Source organism: Asticcacaulis sp. P2_C5, assembly GCF_056404555.1.
This window is the reverse complement of the sequence record NZ_JBFUDU010000003.1, coordinates 19,654-41,796: the sequence shown is the minus strand read 5'-3', so window position 1 is coordinate 41,796 and position 22,143 is coordinate 19,654. Positions and strand designations below refer to the sequence as shown.

Below are 22,143 nucleotides of genomic sequence, written 5' to 3'. Positions count from 1 at the left end.
CCGCTAACAAACGTCTTTACGACACCCGGGCAGGTACATCAATGGTAAGGCCGGCGCAATTGCGATTAAGTCGGACCTATTAACAAGACAAGCGGCATCGGCAAACTTGTGGTAGACAGGTGTTCAGGCCCGTAGGCTGGCCAGAAAAAAAGGAAACACACTATGATCCGCGCTGCATTTGTCGCTTTATGCCTCCTGGTCTCGGGGCCTGTTTGCGCTCAGGAGGTCGTTGACCATACGGCTCTGGCAAGCCCGGACAAGATAAAGGAAGAGGTTGCCTCCATGCTGGCCGCGATGGCGCCCGGACAAACCTTCATGTGGCGTCCCTTGCTCAAGACGGAATCCCAGACCGCAGCCCTGGAAGTGTGGAAGGCGCCCGGTCGTCCGGCCATTCACACGGCAGAGGCCGAATATGTCATGGTAGTTCAGGGGGGTGGCATCCTGGTCACGGGAGGGACCATGAGTCATCCCCGCCTGGTAAGAGAAGGTTTCATCGACGGTGAGGCAATCGAAGGCGGCACGACGCGGCCACTGGCGCAGGGCGATTTTGTCTTGATACCAGCGGGTGTGCCGCATTGGTTCGGCATCCCAGGTGAACCCCTGGTGCTGCTTGGCATCAAGATTCCGACGGCAAGTGTGCCCTGATTAGATTCGGCCAAGACCTTTGTCGTTAATTGGCTCGCGTCAGGCCGATCTCGTTCAAATGCGCCAGGAACAGCTGGATCCGGTTCGACATCAGGCAATAGCTTCAGCATTTCACATCGTAACGTTTGAGGTGCATCGACAGGAGGTCGAGATCTGCTGGTCGCCGTCTTCGAAGAAGATGGATTCGAGACGATTGCCCCACTGGGTAAGATGACGTGCAATACCTTGAAATCATTGGCGCGCACCGAGCCAGGAAATGTCCCGCTCAACAAAACCGAACAGACTACGCATATTTATAATTTATGCTTTTGATATGGTGATTTGGCGTCACCGTAAGTTGTAAGTCGCGACGAACTGTTCCTTGCGAAACTCCTTGCCTCTCTTTGAAAAGGTTTCTATGTCGGATTGCAGTTGCCCTCTACCCAAGTAGACCAAGGTCTTGGCGTCATCAGCAGCAAAGAGTGAGAAAAAATCATGTGCAACAAGTGTTTAGAGTTGAGCCGACGCCAGTTTCTGACGAAATCAGCAACAGGTATTTTTGCAGCAGGCTTGTTGGGTGCGGGCGGGATGGCGGGCCCCGTGTTCGCCAAAACAGCGATGACACCGGAAGAAGCTCTCGCAAAGCTGAAAGAAGGCAACGCGAAGTTCATGAGCTCACCAGAGCTCTGCGAAAGTGATGTCATGAAGCAGAGGGATGCAGTTGCAAAGGGGCAGTCACCCTGGGCCATCATTCTTACATGTGCTGACAGTCGAGTTGCACCAGAACTCGTCTTCGGCGGTTTGAACCTGGGTGAGCTTTTTGTTTGCCGTAACGCGGGTAACATGGCTGACACCGCAACAATGGGTTCGATTGAATATGGCGCAGAGCACTTGGGCTCACCGCTGATTGTTGTCCTTGGCCATGAGCGCTGCGGTGCGGTTGGCGCTGCTTGTGAGGTGGCTGAAAAAGGTACCAAGCTGCCGGGCAGTATCGGCCCAATGGTTGATGCAATTCTTCCTGCGGCAGAAGACCTGCTGGGCAAGGAAGGTGATTTTGTCGACAATGTTGTGCGGGAGAGCGCGAAGCGCACCGCTGAATTGATTGGTACCGAAAGCGAAATCGTCAAGGAACTTGTTGCTGCTGGCAAAGTGAAAGTTGTCTATGGTCGCTACGACTTGGACAGTGGTGCCGTTGAGTTTCTTGGCTGATTTTCTTGGCTGCTCTACGTCACGGTATATGATTTCATAGCATTGTAGATCATCCCTGCCAGCATCTGCACGAGGAGCTGAAGGACGATTGGCATATGACCGAAAAATGCCCAAAGCGACTGATCTCGCCCCTCTCCTGCAGCATTAATAGGCTGAGGTCAAAGACGTTTTGGCTTCACGCAAGCAGTAAGCATATTGAGGAAAATGATAGGGTGCTTCACGGATGGTCTTGTGGCCGGCGCTGCATGATCGGACCATCCTGTCAGGACGTCATGTCTCGACGGCCATGCCGATATCGAACACGAAACAGGCGCCTTCCAGGTCACCCGCGGTTCGTTCGAAGGTCAGTTGCAACTGCCCCCCGTGTGACTGAACGATCTGGCGCGCCAGGCTGAGGCCGACCCCGCTGCCGTCGGCTCTGGTGGTGTAGAAGGGCAGGAAGACCTGAGCCACACGCTCCGGCGCGATACCGGGACCGGAGTCCTGGACACGAAACGCCAGCCGGCCGCGATCGGCGCCGATGTCCAGTCGCACGCGCCGATCGTTTCGCCCGAGCACCGCCTGCGCCGCGTTGTTGAGCAGGTTGCCGACGCACAACCACATCTGATCGGCGTCCATCATGGCGTACACCTCCCCCGGCGCGCCTATATCCAGCGTGACGCCCTGATCCCGCCATTGCGCCTCGAAGCTGTCGCGCGCGATCTCCAGCCAGGGCGCGAGGTCGACCGGCCGCATATCCGGCGGCGGCAGACGCGTTAATTCGCGATAGGCGTCGAGAAAACGCGTCAGGCCGTCGGCGCGCGCCACGATGCGTTCCAGCGCCCGGATCGCCTTGGCAGGCGCCTGGGCTTGGCCTTCCTTCAGTATGTCGAGCGCTGTGCGACTCATCGAGGTGACGGGCGTGAGCGCGTTCATCAGTTCGTGGTTCAGCACGCGCAGAAGGTCGCGCAGGACGGTGGCTTCGGCGGCGCGCACCTCGGCCGAAATGTCGGTCATGACCATCAGGTCCGAGGTCTCGTCGCGGCCCTCGATCCGGGTGCGTTCGACGGCGTAGGTCGCGCCCTGCCAGATGATCTGCCCGCCTGCACGGGACTCGCCGAACAGTCTCTCCCGGATGGCGACCGGCAGGGCATAGGCGACATTGAACAGACGCCGCGCTGCCCGATTGACGGCGATCACCTGGCCGTCGGCCGGCAGGAGCAGCAGCGGTGACGGGGTCTGGTCCAGCAGGACCTGCAGCCGCCGCCGGCTCAGTTCGGCTGTGTAGATTGCCCCTTCGGCGCTGGGCCGGTTACGGTTCACGCGAACCAAGGTCAGCGTCGCCGCGAAATACGCCATCAGTCCCGCAGCCAGCAGGCACAGGGCGGCAGTCGCATACAGCGCGTTGCTGAACCCCAGCAACGCCAGAGCGCCGGCGCCGAATACCCCGGCCTGCGAAGCGACGATGAGGACAAGGCGCCTATAGTCCATACTTCTCCATGCGCCGGTACAGCGCTCCCCGCGTCAACCCCAGATCCTTGGCGGCCTGGGAGACATTGAACTGGCAGCGCTCCAGCGCCAGACGGACCAGGTCGCGTTCCGAGCGCTCGAGATTGACGTCGCGGGGTGGCGGTGGCACGCGCGGATGGTCGATCGCCGCGCGGACGCTGGCGACCAGACGGGCATTGTTCCATGGCTTGACGACAAAGTCCTGGGCGCCGATGCGCATGGCCTCGACGGCGATGGTCATGCCGGAATGGCCGGTCACCACGACGACGGGTAGATGCGGATGGTCCTGCATATGCTGGCGCAGAAAGGCCAGACCGGCCTCGCCCGAGGTATCGCCACGCTGGAAGTTGAGATCGAGCAGCAGGACATCGAAGTCTTCCCGCACCAGCAGGGCCGCGGCCTCCTCCGGCGTCCCGGCCGGGACAAAGTCGAAGCCATCGCGATTAAGCACCATTTCGGCCGCTTCCAGCACGTCGGGATCGTCGTCGAGGAACAGGACGCGCATCGCCGCCGGCGCAGCGTCTTCATCAGGATCAGGGCTGGCTTCCAGGGTGTTCATTTTTGGACAGGTTCGGTTTCAAAGATCAGCTGATTTAAGTCGAAAAATGACAAAAAAGCAAATCTTTTTAATTGGTTATGGCTCTTGAATTGCGCGTGTTAGCCTTGCATCATGGCCGACTATACCCCCAGTAAAACCGACAACCGCGGCATGGACCGCAAACTCGCCCGCCCGTGGTGGCGACGCCGGGGCTTACTCGTTTTCGTCGCGGTCCTGATCCTGGCCGGAGCCGGCGGCGTGGCCTGGACCACCCTGCCATCGCCGGGCACCATGACCGCTGTGCCGGGCGCGCTCGACATCGGCGACGTAATCAGAGGCCCGTTTCAGGACTACGTGCCGTTGCGCGCCACAGTCGTACCGCTGGATATCACCTATATAACCGCGGTAAGTAGCGGGCGGGTCGCCGAAGTCATCGCCCAGGATGGCGATTCCGTCGTCGCCGGCCAGATCCTGGCGCGGCTCGACAATCCCGATCTTATCCTGGAGGTTGCCTCGCGCGAGGCCGAAATCTCGGCGCGGCTGGGCGATACCAATAACCAGCTGTTGGCGTTGCGTACCCGACAAGCCGAGGGCGACCAGGCCCTGGCCGACGCCGAATACGCCCTGCACAAAGCGCGGGAAGAGCTGCAGAAATACCAGCGCCTGCGCGATCAGAACGTGGCTAACGACGCCAATGTCAAGCCTCGTGCCGACGAAGTGGCCTATCAGCTGGCCCGTGTCGAGGCGCTCAAGCGGGCGCAGGCCGCCGACGGCGCTTTCTTCGCCGGCCAGAGACAACAGATCGAGGCTCAGGCTGCCGGTCTTCGCCGCTCGCTGGTCGACGTGCGCCACGGTCTGGACGGGCTCGTGGTTCGGGCACCGATCGCCGGGCGGCTGACGGGATTCGCGCTCAAACCTGGCCAGGCCATCAAGACGAGTGATCCGCTGGGTGAAATCGATTCCGAAAACGCCTGGAAGCTGTCGGCCGATGTCGACGAATTCTACCTGGCGCGGCTTACGTCCGGCCTTGCGGCTGACGCAAATGTGCACGGCCAGGACACCCCCGTCCATGTCGCCCGAGTCTATCCGCAGGTCCACGACGGCCATGTCACGCTCGACATGACCTTCGACGGCGCGGCTCAGGACGGAGCTGCCGACCTCAAACGGGGCGAGGCGATCAATGTTCGTCTGTCGCTGGGCAAGACCAGCCAGGCCATCCTGGCACCGACGGGATCGTGGCTCAACGACAGCAACGGCACCTACGCCTTCGTCCTGAACGTCCGTGGCGACGGCGCCGACCGCCGCGCCATTTCCACCGGCCGCAGAAATCCCGACTATGTCGAGGTGTTGGGCGGGCTCAAGCCCGGCGAACGCATTCTCACCAGTTCCCTCGCCAACTACAGCCGCGCCCGGCACATCCATTTCAGCAAAAGCAACGCATCATGACCGACACCCTCATCGCACTGCGCAACATCACTCGCCTTTACCGTGCTGACGACATCGAGACGGCGGCGCTGCACGACATATCCCTGTCGGTGCGGCGCGGCGAGTTCGTCGCCGTCATGGGTCCTTCGGGGTGCGGCAAGTCGACCCTGCTCAACATCCTGGGCACGATCGACCGCCCGACCTCGGGTGCCTACCTGTACCAAGGTGCGGACCTGGCGCGGCTCAACGAGGTGAAGCTGTCACAGCATCGCGCCCGGCACCTTGGGTTTATTTTCCAGAGCTTCAACCTGGTCGATGACCTGACCATCTTCGAGAATATCGAGCTGAGCCTGATTTATCGCAAACACTACAAGGGCTCGCGTCGCAAGGCGGTCCAGGCGGCGATGGACCGTGTCGGCATCGCCCACCGCGCACGCCATTTCCCGAATCAGCTATCCGGTGGCCAGCAGCAGCGCGCTGCCATCGCCCGCGCCATTGTCGGCGACCCGGACCTGATCCTGGCCGACGAACCGACCGGAAACCTCGACACCGAGAACGGGGCCCAGGTCATGGACATCCTTCATGGACTCAACCGGGCGGGCGCCACCGTCATCATGGTCACCCATTCTCCCAGCCACGCCGATAAGGCCTCGCGCCGCATCGATATCCTGGACGGCCAGTTGGTGGCCTCCGTCGCGCAGGTGCTGTGATGTTCCGTTCAGCCTTCGTTGCCTTCTTCCGTTCGTTCACCCGTCATCCGCTCTATGGCCTGCTGAATCTACTCGGCTTGTCCTTCGGCATCGCGGTCTTCATCACGCTCAGTCTGCTCTATCGTTTTGAGACCAGCTATGAAAGCTGGAGTCCGGAACGATCGCGCGTCTATGCCATGGGGGTTACTCTTCACGCCCCCGGCATACCGGACGATCGCGTCATGCTGACGATGGGCGGCCTTCTGGACGAGATCAAATCTGCCTATCCGCAGGTCGACGGCACTGTTGACAGGCCCAATGGCGTTATCGTGCATCGCGGCGCCGAAGTCTTCAGCCAACAACTTGAGGCGGTTAACCCGAATTTCCTGACCTTTTTTCAGGTGCCGGTCCTGCGCGGTAACGCAGTGACGGCACTGACCGATCCGTCGCAGGTCGTCGTGAGCGCCCAGATCGCTCGCAAATATTTCGGCACGGTTGATGCCGTCGGGCGGGTTCTGACACTCAGTGACGAGCTGGGTACAAACTCCTATACGGTCAGCGCAGTCATCGCCGATCTGCCGAAGAACAGCGACATGCAGTTCGACATGCTGTGCCGCTTGACGCCGCAGCGTATAGAGGCGAGCGCGGGGGGCTCGTGGCACCAATGGGGCGTCGTGCACGCCAAAACATATCTAAAATTCAAAGACCCGGCGGGCGCGGCTGCCTTCGCCGCTCAGATTCCAGCTTTCACCGACCGCCAGGCCGAAAACAGATTCGGACCCGGTGTTGTCGCTCACGAGGTTCTCGTGTTGCAACTCGTGAGACTGGCCGACCTTCACCTGGCCAGTCCGAAGCTAAAGGCGGCGATCGGGTCGCTGGGCCTGGTCGGAATCCTGGCCCTGGTGCTGGCCCTGATCAACTACGTCAACCTGGCGACGGCCCGTGCTGGCTTAAGGGCCCGCGAAGTGGCGGTCCGTAAGACCCTGGGCGCACCACCACCAGCCCTGCGCTTGCAGTTCCTTATCGAGGTCGTGCTGACACTGCTGCTGGCCTTCGTGGTGGCACTTTCGGCTGTTGAATTGAGCCTCCCGCTTATCAATGCCGCAGGCGGCTTGTCTCTGATGCTCTATCCCGCCTCTGTCGGATGGGTGTTGGGACTTCTGGGCTGCGTGCTGGCGGCGGGCCTGCTGGCGGCGCTCCATCCGGCCTTCGTGCTTTCGGCGTTCAAACCGGCGCATGTCCTGGCTTCCAGCCGCACGCCGGGCGGTGGACGTATGGCAGGGTGGCTGCGCACCGGCCTGGCCATGGCGCAGTTCGCCGCCGTCGTCGTCGCTTTCATCCTGATGGCCGGCTTCACGCTGCAAATCCGCCATATTCAGACAGCGGACATTGGCTTCAGGCGCGACAACTTGATGCTAGTCATGTCGTTGAACAGCGAAGCCGTTACCCAAGGTCAGCGCGACGTCTTCATCGCCGGCGTGCGCGCCCTTCCAGCGGTTCAGTACGCCACCGTCGCGAACGCCATTCCCGGTCCTGCCATGGGTCTTGGTGGCTATTCCAAGCTTGTCCTTCCGGGCCATAGAGGTACAGACCCGACTATTCCCAATCTTCAGCAGGCAGTTGTTGGGCCGGATTATTTCCGGTTGCTGGGCGTACCGTTGGTGGTCGGACGGATGTTCGATCAGCAACACGCCGAGGACCAGATCTGGAACTGGGCCGTGCCAAACGATTTTAATGACCGTATGATCAGCGTCATCATCAGCCGCAGCGCCGCTAAGGACATGGGCTTTTCATCGCCGCAAGCCGCGGTCGGTCAGGTGGCCAGTTTAGGTGATGGCGGGCACGTCCGCATCATAGGCGTCGTGGGCGATGTGCGTTTCACCAACCCCAATGAGCCGAACCCACCCAAGCTCTACCTGTTCGATGCACACACCAAGTACGGATTCGCTCTTGTGCGCTATCAGGGCGTGAACCAGACTGCGATGCGCCAGGCATTGGCCAAGCTGTGGCGGCGAATCCTTCCTGACGTGCCCTTCGACGCCATCAGTGCCAACGCGAGCCTCGACACCTATTATAAGCCGCAGCGCGATCGCAGCCATTTGTTCACCATCGGCACCGGCATTGCTGCCCTGATTGGCTGTATCGGCCTCTATGGCATGGCCGCCTTCAATACCGGGCGACGGGTTCACGAAATCGGCATGCGCAAGGTGCTGGGCGCGTCACGCGGGCAGATCGTGCGGCTGCTCCTGACGCAGTTTCTCGGTCCTGTCGTGGTGGCCAGCCTGCTGGCCTGGCCGCTGGCCTGGTTCATCCTGCAACGCTGGCTGGCGCAGTTCGACGATGTCATCACCATGCCGCTGTGGCTGTTTCCGTCGGCCTCGGCCGCAGCGCTGCTGATCGCGCTGGCCACCGTGGCAGGCGTGGCCTTCGCCGCGGCCAACGCCGAACCTGGCAAGGCCCTGCGTCATGAGTGAAGGAACGTGCTGTGGGCGCCCGACAACAAACCTGTTCGGCTGGAACGATATCCAGACCGCAATCCGACAAAGTGGATGCCACCGCACGGGCGGCCCCGTTTTCGGTTAAATTGCGCGACAAAACAAAAAGTTAGAGCGAAATGACGATTCTATCTAAAGTCATTTCGCTCTAATTCTGCTGCGGAAACAGCGAGAAATCCGGCAGAGGATGCGCCTGCAGTTCGGTCTCGTTCCCGATGGGCAGGATCGAGGTCATCGATCCATCAAATGACGGCCATGCCGGCAGGCCCTGGCCCGTGGGACGTCCGGTCCGGGCGAACTGAATCACCGTATCGGCCAGTCGCGACGCCAGTTGCCGATCTTCCGCGGTCCAGGAACGCGGGTCCACGGCAAGATTGTCGAACAGGTACTGCACTTCGACACCGTGGCCAGCTCCACAGCCCCAGTAGCAAGGGGAAGGCGGTTCGGTCGGACGGTGCGCAAAGTAGTAGACATAGGCTTTCGAGCGACCATATTTCGCCTGTAGCGCTGCCCAATGTTCCATGCGCCAACCCCACCAGTCATTGGTCAGTTGTTGGATGGAGGCAGTTGCCTGTGCGTCAGTCGCGCCGGGATAGGCAGCCCGCAACGCATCGGACGGCGGATAGCCCAACAGCCTGGTCATCTGCTCGACGCGCTTTTCAGCCGTCAACGCGCCGGTGTCCAGGTAGAACCCGACCAGATCCTTGCCCTCCTCGGCGTTCCATCCGACGAGCAAGGGCACGTCATTTTGACGATGATTTTGATAGGTGGTGGTCAGGTCTGCGTGCAGCAGGTATCCGTCGAGATAGACACGCGGCAGCCACGCCTGCGCCTGCAAGTCCTTGACGCTCAGCTTGCGTAGATCCGCCAGATGTTCCGCCCCGATGGACCTGGCGAAGGCCAGGCCCTTCGCTTCGGCAACCGCCTTCTGATCGAAGCGGAGATTGTCATCGGGGCTGATCGGCATGGCATCGTTCCCGCTCTCGGCTATAGCGCGCTGAAACAGGCCCTTTGCCAGGGGCGATGCGACCAATAGCGCGACCGATTCACCGCCCGACGAACAGCCCATGATCGTCACGTTGTCAGGGTCACCGCCAAAGGCCGCGATGTTGGCCTTCACCCAGCGCAAGGCCGCAATCTGGTCGAGTATGCCCTGGTTTCCCGACACATGCTCCGGTGACTCGCTGCTTAATTCCGGGTCGGCAAAGAAGCCGAATATGCCAAGCCGGTAGTTGATGGTGACCACAATGGCCCCGCGCCTCGCCAGATTGGCACCGTTTTGCACAGGTACGGCGGCGGTGCCGCTGTCCATGGCGCCACCGTGGATCCACACGATCACAGGCAGGTCTTTGGCTTTTTGCGGCGCCCAGATATTGAGATACAGGCAGTCTTCGCTTTTCGGGTTCGTAACCCACTCCGCGGTCTGGGCACAGGCGGGAGCGTAGGTCACAGCTTCCCGGACACCTGTCCACGGAACGACGGGTTGTGGTGCGCGCCAGCGCAGATCACCCACCGGCGGCGCCGCAAACGGTACGCCCAGATAGGCCCTTGTATCACCGTCGTCGGTGCCGGTAATTTCGCCGCCCGTCACTCTGACCGGTGCCGCAGTCTGCTGAGCCAGGCCAGGCTGGGCAGCGAGACCCAGCAGGCAAGCCAGGGCGATAGCCAGGTCTCGGGATCTTAACATTGTTGCTTTGCCTGTCGTTACCATTTGCCGAAAGGGAAGCCGTAGAGCAAAATGACTTTAGATAGAATTGTCATTTTGCTCTAACTTTTTGTTTGGTCGCGCAATTTAACCGAAAAGTGGTATCCACTTTGTCGGATTGCGCTCTAGCCGTGCGCCTGCCTTTTCGCAATCGGAGAAAATGCCATCACCGAACCGTTGGTGGACAAGTCGGGCAAGGCGACGTTTGACGGGCACGCATAGGCAGTGAAGGCTACGCCACGGCAATAAGGCCCGACATTGCCAACTGCACATGGGACGCAGCGACCAGCAGCCAGACCATCTGATCGGCGTAGAACTCGCCCAGAAACACCTGGAAAGCCGACGCGAAACCGACCGTGTCGTCGGGGTGCAGCACCAGCATGTCGTTTTTCGCCGCCGCTTCGAGTACCCGACGGACGTGCGTGCGCGAAACGCTGAAACGGCGCGCGATCTCGGCAATGACCAGGGGACGGGTGCGGGTCGGTGGCACGGCCTGACCCTGATCCGCCTTGATAAGTGTCCACAGGATCTGGCTGCCGGCGTGACGGTGCAGGAAGATGCGGACAAACGGCAGGGTGTGCCTTTGTTCCTCGGCCATCAGGGCGATCAGGATCTGGGTGTGACGGCGCGCGAAGGCGGCAAAGACCCCGGGCTCGCCGAAGCGGTCGACCACCGGCTGAGCCTGGGGCTCGATGACGGCCGCAGCCTGCAGGGCCGCCTTCAGGTGGCTGGACCAGGCGGTGAGGCAGCGCTCGGTCGGGACGAACAGTTCCGGGTCGCCGGGCAGACGCACGCCGCGCGTAATGTAGCCGAGATAGCGCATATAGAGCAGCACGGCGCGGGCGCGGCCCGGGCTGGACAGGGCTGCGGCCATGCCCTTCAGGCGCGGCAGGGTCAGGCCGCCGGTCAGGTGGAGATAGATGGCAACGAAGGCGACGCCGTAGCGACCGGCGTCCTTGAAGATGGCGTCGAGTGCCTTGTCAGCAGCACCCGCCGCAATCATGTTGTCGATCAGCGTATGGACGGCTTCGGCAAAGCGGGGATGGGCCAGAACGCGTTCGCGCAAAGCGGCATCAGGCAGGTCAGCGTCCGTGTCCCACATGCCAAGACCGGTTGCCGCGTTTTCGCCCATGGTCGTGCTGCCCAAGCCCTGCAAATGCTATAAATGTGACAATTTATCAGTTTGCAGGAGTCTGAAAAGCCTTTTCTCGCAAATGCGGCACAAATTACGCTGCACCGCGGCTAAAGCAGTACGGCGCAGTTTAAAGCAGAACCGCGTCTGGCCCCTCGTCCACATCGCCGCCCAGTACAGAGTCGATCACCATGGCCAGGTCATCCGGCGTAAACGGCTTGCCGATCTGACCGTCGACGCCAATGCGGCGACAGGCGTTCAGCGCCTCGACACTGGAAACCTTGTCGGCAATACCGGCGGACATCGAGACGATCTTTACCTTAGGCCAGGTGCGGCGGATGGTGCGCATGCCTTGAAGCCCGCCCATGCCCGGCATAAAGACGTCGCACAACACCAGATCGACACCGGCAATATCGACATTGGTGAAGGCCGTCTCCATGGACGGCGCCGCCGTAACACGGAAATAGCGCGGTTCCAGCGCCTGGGTGACGAACTGGCAGACGGTGCGACTGTCGTCGATCACCAGGACATGGCGGCGCTTGCCGCTGGCCGCCTTGTCGAGAATCTCGGCCAACTGGCGATCGGAAAACGGCTTGCGCAAGATGAAGTCGGCCCCGACCCGGCGCGCCTGGGCCAGGGTCTCATCGACCGTCACCTGCCGCGAGCCCGCCGTCATTAGGGTGATAGCCGCCTCCCCCGCCAGCATGCGGAAGCGATCGAAATGCGTCAGACTGTTGCGTTCGCCCACATAGATGTCGAGGAACAGGGCCTGGATATCGACGGTCTGCAGCACGTCCATGGCGCTCTTGACCGTATCGCAGACGACAGCCGACCACCCGGCAGCCTCGATCAGCTTGGCGATGATGGTCGCCTGGGTCTGACTGTCTTCCAGAATGAGGGCTGTGGGTTTCATGATATACCGTAGTTATGAACCTACCGTAGCGTAAGCCATGGCGATAGTAAAATATGTGTAAAGCAACACGGCTGGGATGCAGGTTCGCCGCAAACACGTTGTATTCGATAAGATTTTGCGCCGCGCGTCCGGCACTGCAAATTATTGCAAAGAGAAGGCGCATTTCGTTGTTGACAATTGGCGGCATTGGAACAAAATAAGAACATTCCCTTCAGGAGGTTGCCATGACCAGCATTGCCGAAGTCCAGAACAGATCCGAAGTTCAAAGCAGGTCCTCTGGCCGTCTGCGTTGGTCGCCGGTCGAGATCGGGCCTGGGGCCGGGTCTGTGCGCGATCTGAAGTTCATCCTCCGGGAACGGGAATTCCGCAGCCTGTGCGCCGGCGATGCGCCATGCGGCTATTATCGCGGACTGGACGGGCGCGGAAATGCTGTGATGGTGCGCGTCATCGCCGATGAGGTGGGGTGTTAAGGAAGCGGCCGGCCTAACAGATCTGTCGTGGGTTCGCACATCACGCGCACCTTTGCTCCATGAGTTGCTGAGGCGCACCTCTTATTACGGGCATCAAAAGCCAGTCCTCCACCGCTTGCGGGGGGGATATTCAGGCCATTTTGTAGCGCCTCGAACCCCACTGGAAGTGCAGGCCCGTTTCCGATCAATCGGAGCCGGTGGAGTATGATTTCATAAAACGCCCCCTCTGTCGGCTTCGCCGACACCTCCCCCGCAAGCGGTGGAGGACTGGCTTTGTTTGACTTAAACTCATTTGGTGATCTGAAATTTCGGCAAAAAAAACGGGCCGCCGGTAAACCAGCGGCCCCCCTAAAGGTAAGGGTCTTCACAACACAAATCACCGGCGGGACAGCCGTTCAGGTCGGTAACCGGGGTAAGTCAGCTACCGGAAGGTAGAGCGTGCGGCAGGTGTGACGTCCGCGCGCTCCATCGTAATTACCAGCCAGGGTGCAGATCTGATAGCGGTAACACGTGACGGTACCGCTACCATTATTGGAAGGGATTCGTCAATTCGTCAGACTCATATTGTGCGCAAAATTCGCGATAATTGTAATTACGTCACAAAATTCGCCGTATAGCCTATATTTGTAGTATATATTTGACCGGCATCTGTAATATTGTCAGACCATTGGCCGCCAATACTCCGTTATGTGACTGGATGCTTTTGATTCGGTGACAGACGGATAGGCCGCCCGTTTTGTCCGGTAGCATGCAGGCTGACGCGTACCTGACGCTCATCGATACCCGTCAGGCTTTGCGGCTTACCGGCCCTGTCGGTCACCAGCCTGGCGGTCCCATCGATCCGCCCCAGGGACTTGCCATTCAGGCGAAGTTCGGCACCCCTGCGGTCGTAGATCATCTCCGCCGTGCCGCCACCATCGAGCGGTAGCCGGAAGCGCCCGCCAGCCGCCGGGTGGCCCGGCCGGACATTCCATTCCAGCCCCTCGCCCTCTTCGCGCACCCCGGCCAGCCGCCAGCTGTAGTCGACCATGACCAGGGCGGCCGGCGAATAACCCGGCGCTTCGGTTTGCGTAAAGGCGCCGGTCTGAGGATCGAGCTGCTGGCGGAAGGTCATGTCGGCGATCAAAGCGCGGCACCATGCGTTCATCATCTGGCCAAACTCAGCCGCCCGGCCATAATGCTCCATCCACCGGCCGGCGCGGAGCGCCGTCAGGGCCTGGGACGCGCCACCCCACGAATTGGCCGGGATCGGTCGGACGAATTTCGCATCATCCATGGCTATCGACGGCAGGGGATAGGGCGACCAGAAGGCTGAGGGGTTGTGGATCTGGCGCGTCCACAGTTCGTCGAACAGGGCCTGATCCGGCAGGCGCTCGCCGCAGACACGACTGAGGATATCGCTGCGGATACGGACGAACTGATTGTTGGCATCGAGATCGTAAAAGGCGGCGTCTTCGGCGACATAGAGCTGTTTCAGGATGAGATCACGCAAGGTGATGGCACTTTCCGTCCAGCGGTCAGCGTCAGCGGTCTTGCCCAAGGCGCGCGCCATATCGGCCAGGGCCAGGCGGCCGCCATAGGTCGTCGCCGACAGGTCGGGACACAGGCGCGGCAGGTTGAAGCCCGAAGGAAAGGTCTTGGCGTCCTTGTTGGGACATTGCGGCGGGATGCCTTCCCAACGCGGGCTGTTGTCGTGGCCGGTGTCATAGGTGCAGAAGCCCTCGACCAGGCCGGTACCGCGCAGGTTACGGTGCTTCATCAGCCAACCGTCCCAAGCAGAACCGGCCATATAGGCGACACCCAGCAACTCGTCATCGCCGGTGGCACGGGCAAGCTCCCAGGCCGTTGCGGCGATGGGCACCACCATCTGGATCTGGCCGAACCCCGTCTCGGTGACCTTGTTGTTGCACGGCAACTGACCATCCATGTGCTGCAATTCGAAGAAGGTCATGTGGCTGTTGCGCGCCACGTCGGGGCGGAACCTGCGATAGACCAGGGCTTCGTGCGGCCCGCATTCCATCCAGATACCCTGATAGACGGCGCCCTCGATCAGGACGGGCTTGGAAAAGCGCGGCATCAGCTGGACATTGCCGGCGAGAACGGCCAGGGCCTGGTCATAGGCCGCCTGCCAGCGCGTATCGCTGGTCGTGAATTCCGGCACGGCCGTATCGGCGGCCGTGGCCGCGGGCGCAATGGCCGTGGCCGCCAGTCCGGCCAGAACGGAACGCCGGTTCATTGTGTCACCCGATAATCGTCGATATCGACATAGCCGTCGGCGATCGCGGTTCCCGGGCCGGCCTTGATATAGGTGAACAGGGCGGGGCGGCTGCCCTTCCACCACGAAAATTTCGACAACGGCACGCGATCGCCCAGGGCTGCGAAGGTTTGACCGTCGGTGCTGTAGCTGAAGGCCACCGTCTGATCGGCATTGACCTCGGCACGCAGGTCTATGGCGGCGCCGATGATAACCGGGCCGGGCGTTTCGACTCCGGCCGAGGCGAAGGTAACGCGGGTCGCGTAGTGGTCGCGGACCAGGCCGATCCACACCGGCTTGACGCCGAACAACGACAGGCCGGCGCGCTGGCCGTCGACCATGTGCGATATGTCGAGCCGCGCGGTTGCCTGCATGTGCGGGCCGACCAGGATTTGCGTCAGGGTATTGCGTGCCGTGGTCAGGCTGTCCGCTGGCCCAGCGTGCAGACGCAAGGCGCCCGGGTGTTCGCTCAGGCTCCAGCGGCTATTGTCGGGATTATGGTTCCACGACCATTGCAGGCCCAATTCCGCATTTCCGAAATCGTCCGATTGCTGCAGGCGGTATCTGGAATGGGCGACGCCGGTGTCGGGCATGGCATGACTGAGCACGGGCTGGCCACCCTCGCCCATCACCGGCCAGGCGTCGACCCACGTAACGGGTTCGAGATAGTCGATACGACCAAAGGCGCCGGTCGAGTTGAAATGGAGGAACCAGCCCCGGCCCGACGGTGTTTCAACATAGCCGCCCTGGTGCGGGCCATCGATGCCATTGCCAGGATCGAGCGCGTGGCGCCATTCGTAGGGTCCGGTGATGGCGCGGGCGCGACCGACGGCCTGCGGACCAGTGCCGACCCCGCCGATCGGCGCAAAAATGTAGTACCAGCCCTTGCGCTTATACAGTTTCGGCCCTTCGAGGATGGGCAGGTTGACCTTGTCTTCGGCCACCACGACTCCATCGTCGAGCACCTTGGTGCCGTCGGCGGTCATGCGATGCAGGATCAGCGGGCCGGCGCCGACCTTGCCGTGGATCAGCCACGCCGTACCGTCGTCATCCCAGAACGGGCATGGATCTTCGTAGCCAGGACCGGCCAGGACCTGGACGGGTGCCGACCACGGACCGGCGGGCGAAGTGGCCGTGGCCATGAAGACGCCTTCGTCGGGCGTCGGCCAATAGACGTAAAACAGCCCATTGTGGTGGCGGATCGACGGCGCCCATACACCCGAGGCATAACGCGTGCCGGTCACCGGCTTGGATTTGGTGTCGTCGAGCTGGAACGGACCCGGCATGTCGTATTCGGGCGCGAAGGTCAGTTTCGGCAGGACGTGACCGATGATCTGCCAGTGAACCAGATCATCGGATTCCAGCACCGGAATGCCGGGCGAAAAGTGGAAGCTGGAAGCGACCAGGTAGTAGCGTTTGTCGACCCGTATGACGTCCGGATCGGAATAATCGGCATAGAGGACGGGGTTGGTGTAGGTCGCCTGGGGAGCGGGCAATGTGGAGCAGGCAGTGAGCAGCGCCAGCAAGAGAAGCGCAGGTAAGCCGCCCCTCCGTCTCGCTGCGCGAGCCACCTCCCCATTGCTTCGCAACAGTGAGGAGGAAGCCACAAACGCTATCGTTGGAAGCGGCACCTCCCTCCTCCCTGTCGAGCGAAGCGAAGATGGGGAGGTGGCTCGCGCAGCGAGACGGAGGGGTAATCGGAGGGAGTCACGCTTGACGGCAAATAAGGACATGGTCAGTCTCCGCAGACAGTGCTGTCGGTTTGGGTCACATACTCCGAGCGCGGGTCGGGACCGGTCGGCGTGACCTTGTAGCCAGCAAGAGTGACCCCTCGAACATGGCGCGTCCACAAACCGTAGGCCGGGGCGTCGCCTTGCGTGTCGATCATATGGGCATCGGGATAAACACCCCTCATTTCCGGAATTAAGGATTCGTTAAGAATTGGCTTTGCCGACGGGCGCTGTTTAATCCGGATATGTCGAAGCGCGACGTCCTCGATCGCCTTCTCCGGAATGCCGATGAAGTACGAACCGCGCGGACCGTTATCCTCGCCGGTGATGCGGTCGAAGACAACACGGCGCAGGGTACCGACGGCAGGCTTGGCTTGTTCGGGGCGGACACGGCCGCGGTCTTCCAGGCGCATGAAGAAGGGGCTGCGGGCGCGGACAATGTGAATGTCGTGGGCCAGAATGTTCTCGGCCAGGCCACCGTCGACGACTTCCCAGGAAATGCCGGAGTCGGCGCCGACGGGTTTGATATGACGCATGCTGCCGGAAACACCGCCGATCTCGCAGTGACGGACCAGGACGTCACGGAAAAGGCTCTGCGAATCCGTGCCGAGTTTCAGCGCATTGCACGAACTGTAGAGCGTGCAATGTTCGACCAACACCCGCTCGGTCGGCGCCTGGGATGCACCCTTGAAACAGATGGCGTCATCGCCGGAACTGATATGGCAGTGGCGCACGATGACCCGGCGGCAGCCATCGATATCGAGCCCATCATTGTTGAAATTGGCCTGGTTCTCGACCTTCATGTTTTCGATCAGCAGATCGTCGCAGTTGAGATAGTTCTGCATCCAGCACGGCGAATCCTTCAGCGTGATGCCGCTGATATGGATGCCTTTGCAATCGATGATGCGGATCATGAAAGGCCGGCCGGGCGTGCCGTGGATGGTCTCGTCGCCCTTGAAATTCGCGCCGCGGCCGTCGATCTCGCCTTCGCCGCAGAGCGAGATGTTCTCGCAGCCCTCGGCAAAAATCAGCGATTGATTCATGCCCATATTGCTGTCCTGGACCGTCGGACGTTTGGCGACACGGTCAGGGTAGTCGGCAAGGTCGAGGCTGCCCAGCAGGCGCGCGCGTTTTGCGATTTCGAGGCGGACGTTGCTTTTGAGGTCCAGTGTGCCGGAAATATAGTCGCCCCTGGTCAGGCTGACCGTGCCGCCACCGGCGTCGTGCGCGGCCGATATGGCGGCATTGATGGCGGCGGTAGCCAGCGGGGCCGTGGCGCCATAGGTTTCGGGCAGGAAGACGGTGGCGGGACCGTGCCAGGGCTTCAGGGTTGCCGTCAGATCGCGCGCCATGGCGTCGAGGTCACGGCGCAGGTCGTCGGCCCAGGTTGGCCAGGTGCAGGCTTCGGCGGCACGGGCGGCTTCGGCCAAACTAAGTGCGGCAAGGCTGATACCAAATGTGCGTCGGCTGAGTGAAAAATTCATCTGTCGTCCCTGCCGGTTCAAGGAAGCAAGAAACCCCACCACCCCACTCGCCAAAGCTGCGCTCCGCTTCGCAATGTCTCGCGCGGTCCCCCTCCCCACGCTTCGCAAGAGCTTCGCGCAGGGATGTATAAGAATAGTGAGCGCGCTCTTTCTTATATTTCCCTGCGCGAAGCGTGGGGAGGGGGACCGCACGAGCGCGAATTGGCGACAGCCAATGAGACGTGAGATGTGTGCCGGCCGGCGAGGCTGGTGGGGTTTCTAGCTTCCTTCTTGTTCCCAGAGGTTAGTCCCCTCCGCATGATTAGAAAAGAGGCCCGGCGATCATGCCGCCGGGCCGAGGCTGGGGTGGCGAACCGGGAAGGTCCGCGACACGAGATATTTTGGAGCGAATGCCAGAAGCCGGACGCCGCCCGTAGTCAACTACGGGCAAGGCCGGCGACGCCGCAGTCGCCCAAAATAGCCGTGGCCCGGATCTTTACTGGTCCGCCACCACAGCCTATGAGTTCACCGGGTAACGGGAAGAAAACCGGTGTCCGTAGAAAGGTACCGGTCGGGAAAAGGAGACCGGAACCGCGGGCGCGTCTCGGAGGGAATCACGCCAACCTTGTTTATGTAGCCACGCGCCATGGTCAGAACTTCACATTGACGCCGAGGAACATTACCCGGCCTTCGACATCGTAGGTCGCAGCCCAGGTATTGGCATTGGCCTGCGAGCTGCCCATGACCGGCGGGTCCTTGTCGGCAATGTTCTGGATGCCGCCGTACAGTTCGACATTGGCCGGCAGATCATAGGCAAACGACAGATCGAAATAGTGCTGGCCGTCGATCACCGGATTGGTCAGGCTGTCGAGCGCCGGCACCGTGCCGCCGGTCCGTTTGGGCAGCAGATACTTGTCGATCGTCACCTTGCCGATATAGCGATCGCGCAAGCTAAGGGTCAGCGGCCCGTTGCTCCAGGTCAGGCGCGACACGCCCTTCCAGTTCGGGATCGGCTGACCGCAGGTCGGACCGAAGGCGCCGATGCAATAGTTCTTGAGATTGGGAAGGGCCTGAACCGGCGTACCGGTAAACTCCTTCGTATAGCTCCAGTTTTCACTGAGATCGAAACGGCTGCCACCATCGAACAGGCCCCAGTCGGTACGGAAGCCATAGCGGCCTTCGATATCGATACCCGAGGTCTTGATGCCACCGGTATTGGCGTTGGTCGTCGAGACGTAGTTCGGCCCGATGATTTCGCCGGTCACGGTGTTGCGGCTCGGTATGGCTTTACAGAACTCGCTGTTGGCGTCGGCGACGATCGTGTAGCACAGGTTGAGCGTATTCTGCAGACCGCCGCCCAGGGGGGCGATCGCCCCGTCCAGTGTGATGCTGTACCAGTCGACGCTGAGCGCCAGGCCGGGAATAAAGCGCGGCGTGAAGACGGCGCCGAACGTATAGGTATCGGACTGTTCTTCGCCGACATTCGGGCTGCCGCCGATCGTATTGCCGATAATGGTATTGGGCTGGACGCCGGCGGTAAAGACAGCGGCCGACGGGACACCGGTCGCGATACAGATGGCCTTAACCGCGTCGGTCTGCTGGGCGGTCGGGGCGCGGCTGGAGCACGGATCGGTGGCCGAGGCGAACTGCAGCGACTGGCCGCCGTACAGTTCACCGACGTTCGGCGCGCGGATGGCGTGCTGGAACTGGCTGCGGAAGGCGATGTCACGCGTAACAGCCCAATCTGCGCCCAGCGAATAGGTCCACACCCCACCGACGCCCTTCAGACTGTAGTCCGAATAGCGGAAAGCGCCGTTCAGGGTCAGGCTTTTGGCGATGGACATATCGGCCAGGATCGGGGCGCGGAATTCGCCATACAGTTCCTTGACCGACACACTGCCGCTGGTCGGCTTGGCGGCGTTAAAGCCGGTTACGTCGCCGGAGCTCAGGAAGGTGTCGGGCGTATAGCGCGCCGTATTGTCACGCCATTCAAAACCGGCATTGAAGTCGACCGGGCCGGCGGGCAGGTCGAAAGCCTCGCCGCTGAGGTTGGCGACCACGACCTGCTGTTCGGCGGTCTGGACATTGGTCGAGTTGATGGCGATAGCGCTGACCGCGGCCGACGAAATGTGCGGGCCGAAGACATTGAGGACCGGCTGCGCGCCCCCCTGGGACAACAGCGCCGCCGCAAAGCGACTGCGTGAAACGCTGCCGCGCTGGGTATCGGTGTTCTGGGTGCGGGCGTAGCTGTAATAGACGTCGTAGTTGAGGTCGCGCAGGAAGCTCGTCGAGGCGTCGCCGAGATGGCCCTTGATGCCGAAGGCGGTGCGGAAGACGTTGCGCTCCGAAGAATTGAAGCGATCGCCGACTTCGGGCAGGCGGCGGCCGATACCCAGGACAGCCAGGCCGTCATTGGGCGTGGTCGACATGGTGGCCGTTCCCTGTGTGATGGTCGTCGTCCCCGACTCTTTCAGATCCATCTGGTGCAGGACTTCCTGCATCTGGGTGCTGAGATAGGGATTGTTGACATTGACCAGGAAGTTGCCGTTGATATTGGTCGGCGCCAACTGCATGTTGACGACATTGTTGCTGAAATGGGCCTCGAGATAGGCCGTCACCTTGTCGTTCAGGTCGTAGTGGATAAAGGTATTGGCCATCCAGCGCGTCTGCGGAATGATCAGGTAGTTTTCCGGCCCAAGGTTATAATCGTCCTGTGGTGTCAGGGCCGGACGCGCCTGGGTGCCCGTGGCCTCATAGGTGTAGCCGCGCGAGGTCATGTTTTGCAGGCCGGCCGCCACCAGGGCCGCATCGAGGCCGGCATTGGACTGGGCCGAACCGTAGGTCGGGACGCCGAAGAAGCGGCCGTTGGGGATGTCGCCGGAACCGCCGGCGATCAGGCCGGGCTTGCCGCCGGCTGTCAGGCAGGTCTGGCCACCGGGAACGCTCATCGGCGTGCCGGGCTTGTCTTCGCTCCACGACGCCGCCGTGACGCAGCCGTCCGACAACGAATAGAAGGCGTAGCCGCCCTCTTCGCCGCGTGTGATCGAACCGCGGTTGAGATAATCGAGCGAGACCACCGCATTGCCGCGGCCGTCGGCGAAGTTGCCACCGATGGTCAGGTCCGTGCTGTAGGTCGGCGTATTGGTCTCACCATCCCAACGCTTTTGCGCGCTGATCTCAACGCCTTCGAAATCGTCGCGCATGATGAAGTTGACGACGCCGGTAATGGCGTCCGAGCCATAGACGGCCGACGAACCGCCGGTGACGACTTCGGTACGTTTGATCAGGGCGGCCGGAATCGTGTTGATGTCGGTCGTACCGTCGGTTCCGGAAATGGCGAAACGACGGCCATTGACCAGGACCAGGTTACGCTGGGCGCCGAAGCCGCGAAGGTTCAGGGTGGCCGTACCGCCGGGAACCGTGTTGGCGGTTGGGCCGTTGTTCTGTGAGCCGATGAATTGCGGATTCTGGTTCAGCAGGGTTTCGACATTCTGGGTGCCGGACAGTTTCAGCTCTTCGGCATCGACCACCGTGACCGGCGTCGGCGCGGTGAAACCGCGCGGCGCCAGGCGTGAACCTGTGACGACGACGACCTGGGGCTCAGGATCGACGGCGGCGACCGGCGTTGCGGCGACGCGCAATGAGATGATCTTGCCGTCATCCGAGGCGATTTCCAGGCCGGTGCCGGCGATAAGTTGCTCAAGTGCGGCGTGCACGTCCAGGTCACCCTGGACGGCGCGGGTCTGGACGCCTTTCAGCGTGCCGGCCGGGGCCACGATTTGAATGCCTGCCTGGCTGGCGAATTGCGGGATGGTCTTGACCGCATCGGCGGCCGGGACGTTGAAAGATTTGGTTTGGGCCATGGCGCCGGTGGCGAGCATCAGGCTCAACATGGCGGCGCCGGCGAACAGGGCCGCCTTTCTTGCGGGTCTCAAAGTCTGGCATAGATTAGGCATCGGTTTCTCTCCTGCATGCGAGTCCGCTTTTTTTGGTTGGTGCGGACTTTCT

Annotated in this window: 15 protein-coding genes; 6 read left to right on the top strand and 9 right to left on the bottom strand. The window is 61.4% G+C overall.

What is annotated here, in order from left to right; translation table 11 throughout:
* The first annotated feature begins 162 nt into the window (after positions 1 to 162).
* Positions 163 to 645 (top strand): cupin domain-containing protein, encoded by a 483-nt coding sequence (locus tag AC1DXO_RS06295; RefSeq protein WP_476977260.1) that lies wholly within the window; start codon positions 163 to 165, stop codon positions 643 to 645.
* A gap of 474 nt (positions 646 to 1,119) precedes the next feature.
* Positions 1,120 to 1,833 carry a carbonic anhydrase gene (locus AC1DXO_RS06290; protein ID WP_476977259.1) on the top strand — a complete coding sequence of 238 codons (714 nt, stop codon included), beginning with the start codon at positions 1,120 to 1,122 and terminating at the stop codon, positions 1,831 to 1,833.
* Positions 1,834 to 2,103: 270 nt separating this feature from the next.
* Here the strand turns inward: AC1DXO_RS06290 and AC1DXO_RS06285 are convergent, their stop codons facing one another.
* Together AC1DXO_RS06285 and AC1DXO_RS06280 are read right to left on the bottom strand one after the other, a co-directional pair.
* The gene (locus AC1DXO_RS06285) at positions 2,104 to 3,303 is read right to left on the bottom strand and encodes a sensor histidine kinase (protein ID WP_476977258.1); all 1,200 of its coding nucleotides are present in this window, start codon (positions 3,301 to 3,303) and stop codon (positions 2,104 to 2,106) included.
* Positions 3,293 to 3,880: a response regulator gene (locus tag AC1DXO_RS06280; RefSeq protein WP_476977257.1), complete on the bottom strand. Its 588-nt coding sequence runs from the start codon at positions 3,878 to 3,880 to the stop codon at positions 3,293 to 3,295. The genes AC1DXO_RS06285 and AC1DXO_RS06280 overlap by 11 nt, the downstream gene beginning before the upstream one ends.
* 111 nt (positions 3,881 to 3,991) lie before the next feature.
* Here AC1DXO_RS06280 and AC1DXO_RS06275 point away from each other — a divergent pair, with 111 nt between their 5' ends.
* The 3 genes from AC1DXO_RS06275 to AC1DXO_RS06265 are packed head-to-tail and all read left to right on the top strand — an operon-like array spanning position 3,992 to position 8,447.
* Positions 3,992 to 5,305, top strand: coding sequence for an efflux RND transporter periplasmic adaptor subunit (locus AC1DXO_RS06275; protein WP_476977256.1), 1,314 nt, complete (start codon positions 3,992 to 3,994; stop codon positions 5,303 to 5,305).
* On the top strand, positions 5,302 to 5,994 hold the full coding sequence (locus tag AC1DXO_RS06270; protein WP_476977255.1) for an ABC transporter ATP-binding protein: 693 nt from the start codon (positions 5,302 to 5,304) through the stop codon (positions 5,992 to 5,994). Before AC1DXO_RS06275 ends, AC1DXO_RS06270 begins: the two co-directional genes overlap by 4 nt.
* A complete protein-coding gene (locus AC1DXO_RS06265; RefSeq protein ID WP_476977254.1) occupies positions 5,994 to 8,447 on the top strand; it encodes an ABC transporter permease in 2,454 nt (817 codons plus the stop codon). Before AC1DXO_RS06270 ends, AC1DXO_RS06265 begins: the two co-directional genes overlap by 1 nt.
* A gap of 169 nt (positions 8,448 to 8,616) precedes the next feature.
* On the opposite strand, the gene AC1DXO_RS06260 is transcribed toward AC1DXO_RS06265, so the two are convergent.
* The 3 genes from AC1DXO_RS06260 to AC1DXO_RS06250 form a co-directional block, all read right to left on the bottom strand.
* Positions 8,617 to 10,155 carry a carboxylesterase/lipase family protein gene (locus tag AC1DXO_RS06260; RefSeq protein WP_476977253.1) on the bottom strand — a complete coding sequence of 513 codons (1,539 nt, stop codon included), beginning with the start codon at positions 10,153 to 10,155 and terminating at the stop codon, positions 8,617 to 8,619.
* A gap of 250 nt (positions 10,156 to 10,405) precedes the next feature.
* Positions 10,406 to 11,305 (bottom strand): hypothetical protein, encoded by a 900-nt coding sequence (locus AC1DXO_RS06255; protein WP_476977252.1) that lies wholly within the window; start codon positions 11,303 to 11,305, stop codon positions 10,406 to 10,408.
* Positions 11,306 to 11,435: 130 nt separating this feature from the next.
* Positions 11,436 to 12,218: a response regulator gene (locus AC1DXO_RS06250; protein WP_476977251.1), complete on the bottom strand. Its 783-nt coding sequence runs from the start codon at positions 12,216 to 12,218 to the stop codon at positions 11,436 to 11,438.
* 224 nt (positions 12,219 to 12,442) lie between these two features.
* Between AC1DXO_RS06250 and AC1DXO_RS06245 the strand changes: the two genes are divergently transcribed.
* Complete coding sequence (locus AC1DXO_RS06245; protein ID WP_476977250.1) at positions 12,443 to 12,688, top strand: hypothetical protein; 246 nt, start codon at positions 12,443 to 12,445, stop codon at positions 12,686 to 12,688.
* A 685-nt stretch (positions 12,689 to 13,373) separates the two neighbouring features.
* Here the strand turns inward: AC1DXO_RS06245 and AC1DXO_RS06240 are convergent.
* The 4 genes from AC1DXO_RS06240 to AC1DXO_RS06225 all read right to left on the bottom strand — a co-directional run bounded on the left by AC1DXO_RS06240 (position 13,374) and on the right by AC1DXO_RS06225 (position 22,091).
* Complete coding sequence (locus tag AC1DXO_RS06240; protein WP_476977249.1) at positions 13,374 to 14,924, bottom strand: MGH1-like glycoside hydrolase domain-containing protein; 1,551 nt, start codon at positions 14,922 to 14,924, stop codon at positions 13,374 to 13,376.
* Positions 14,921 to 16,468, bottom strand: a complete 1,548-nt coding sequence (locus tag AC1DXO_RS06235; protein WP_476977248.1) for a glycoside hydrolase family 43 protein — start codon at positions 16,466 to 16,468, stop codon at positions 14,921 to 14,923. Before AC1DXO_RS06235 ends, AC1DXO_RS06240 begins: the two co-directional genes overlap by 4 nt.
* Positions 16,469 to 16,677: 209 nt before the next feature.
* A complete protein-coding gene (locus AC1DXO_RS06230; RefSeq protein WP_476977247.1) occupies positions 16,678 to 18,156 on the bottom strand; it encodes a glycoside hydrolase family 28 protein in 1,479 nt (492 codons plus the stop codon).
* 629 nt (positions 18,157 to 18,785) lie between these two features.
* Complete coding sequence (locus AC1DXO_RS06225) at positions 18,786 to 22,091, bottom strand: TonB-dependent receptor domain-containing protein (protein WP_476977246.1); 3,306 nt, start codon at positions 22,089 to 22,091, stop codon at positions 18,786 to 18,788.
* Positions 22,092 to 22,143: the final 52 nt, after the last annotated feature.

Coding starts and splice junctions, on each gene's coding strand:
- AC1DXO_RS06285 (WP_476977258.1), bottom strand. CDS start 3,303: ATGGACTATAGGCGCCTTGTCCTCATCGTCGCTTCGCAGGCCGGGGTA.
- AC1DXO_RS06255 (WP_476977252.1), bottom strand. CDS start 11,305: ATGGGCGAAAACGCGGCAACCGGTCTTGGCATGTGGGACACGGACGCT.
- AC1DXO_RS06265 (WP_476977254.1), top strand. CDS start 5,994: ATGTTCCGTTCAGCCTTCGTTGCCTTCTTCCGTTCGTTCACCCGTCAT.
- AC1DXO_RS06270 (WP_476977255.1), top strand. CDS start 5,302: ATGACCGACACCCTCATCGCACTGCGCAACATCACTCGCCTTTACCGT.
- AC1DXO_RS06260 (WP_476977253.1), bottom strand. CDS start 10,155: ATGTTAAGATCCCGAGACCTGGCTATCGCCCTGGCTTGCCTGCTGGGT.
- AC1DXO_RS06280 (WP_476977257.1), bottom strand. CDS start 3,880: ATGAACACCCTGGAAGCCAGCCCTGATCCTGATGAAGACGCTGCGCCG.
- AC1DXO_RS06275 (WP_476977256.1), top strand. CDS start 3,992: ATGGCCGACTATACCCCCAGTAAAACCGACAACCGCGGCATGGACCGC.
- AC1DXO_RS06290 (WP_476977259.1), top strand. CDS start 1,120: ATGTGCAACAAGTGTTTAGAGTTGAGCCGACGCCAGTTTCTGACGAAA.
- AC1DXO_RS06250 (WP_476977251.1), bottom strand. CDS start 12,218: ATGAAACCCACAGCCCTCATTCTGGAAGACAGTCAGACCCAGGCGACC.
- AC1DXO_RS06245 (WP_476977250.1), top strand. CDS start 12,443: ATGACCAGCATTGCCGAAGTCCAGAACAGATCCGAAGTTCAAAGCAGG.
- AC1DXO_RS06230 (WP_476977247.1), bottom strand. CDS start 18,156: ATGAATTTTTCACTCAGCCGACGCACATTTGGTATCAGCCTTGCCGCA.
- AC1DXO_RS06225 (WP_476977246.1), bottom strand. CDS start 22,091: ATGCCTAATCTATGCCAGACTTTGAGACCCGCAAGAAAGGCGGCCCTG.
- AC1DXO_RS06240 (WP_476977249.1), bottom strand. CDS start 14,924: ATGAACCGGCGTTCCGTTCTGGCCGGACTGGCGGCCACGGCCATTGCG.
- AC1DXO_RS06295 (WP_476977260.1), top strand. CDS start 163: ATGATCCGCGCTGCATTTGTCGCTTTATGCCTCCTGGTCTCGGGGCCT.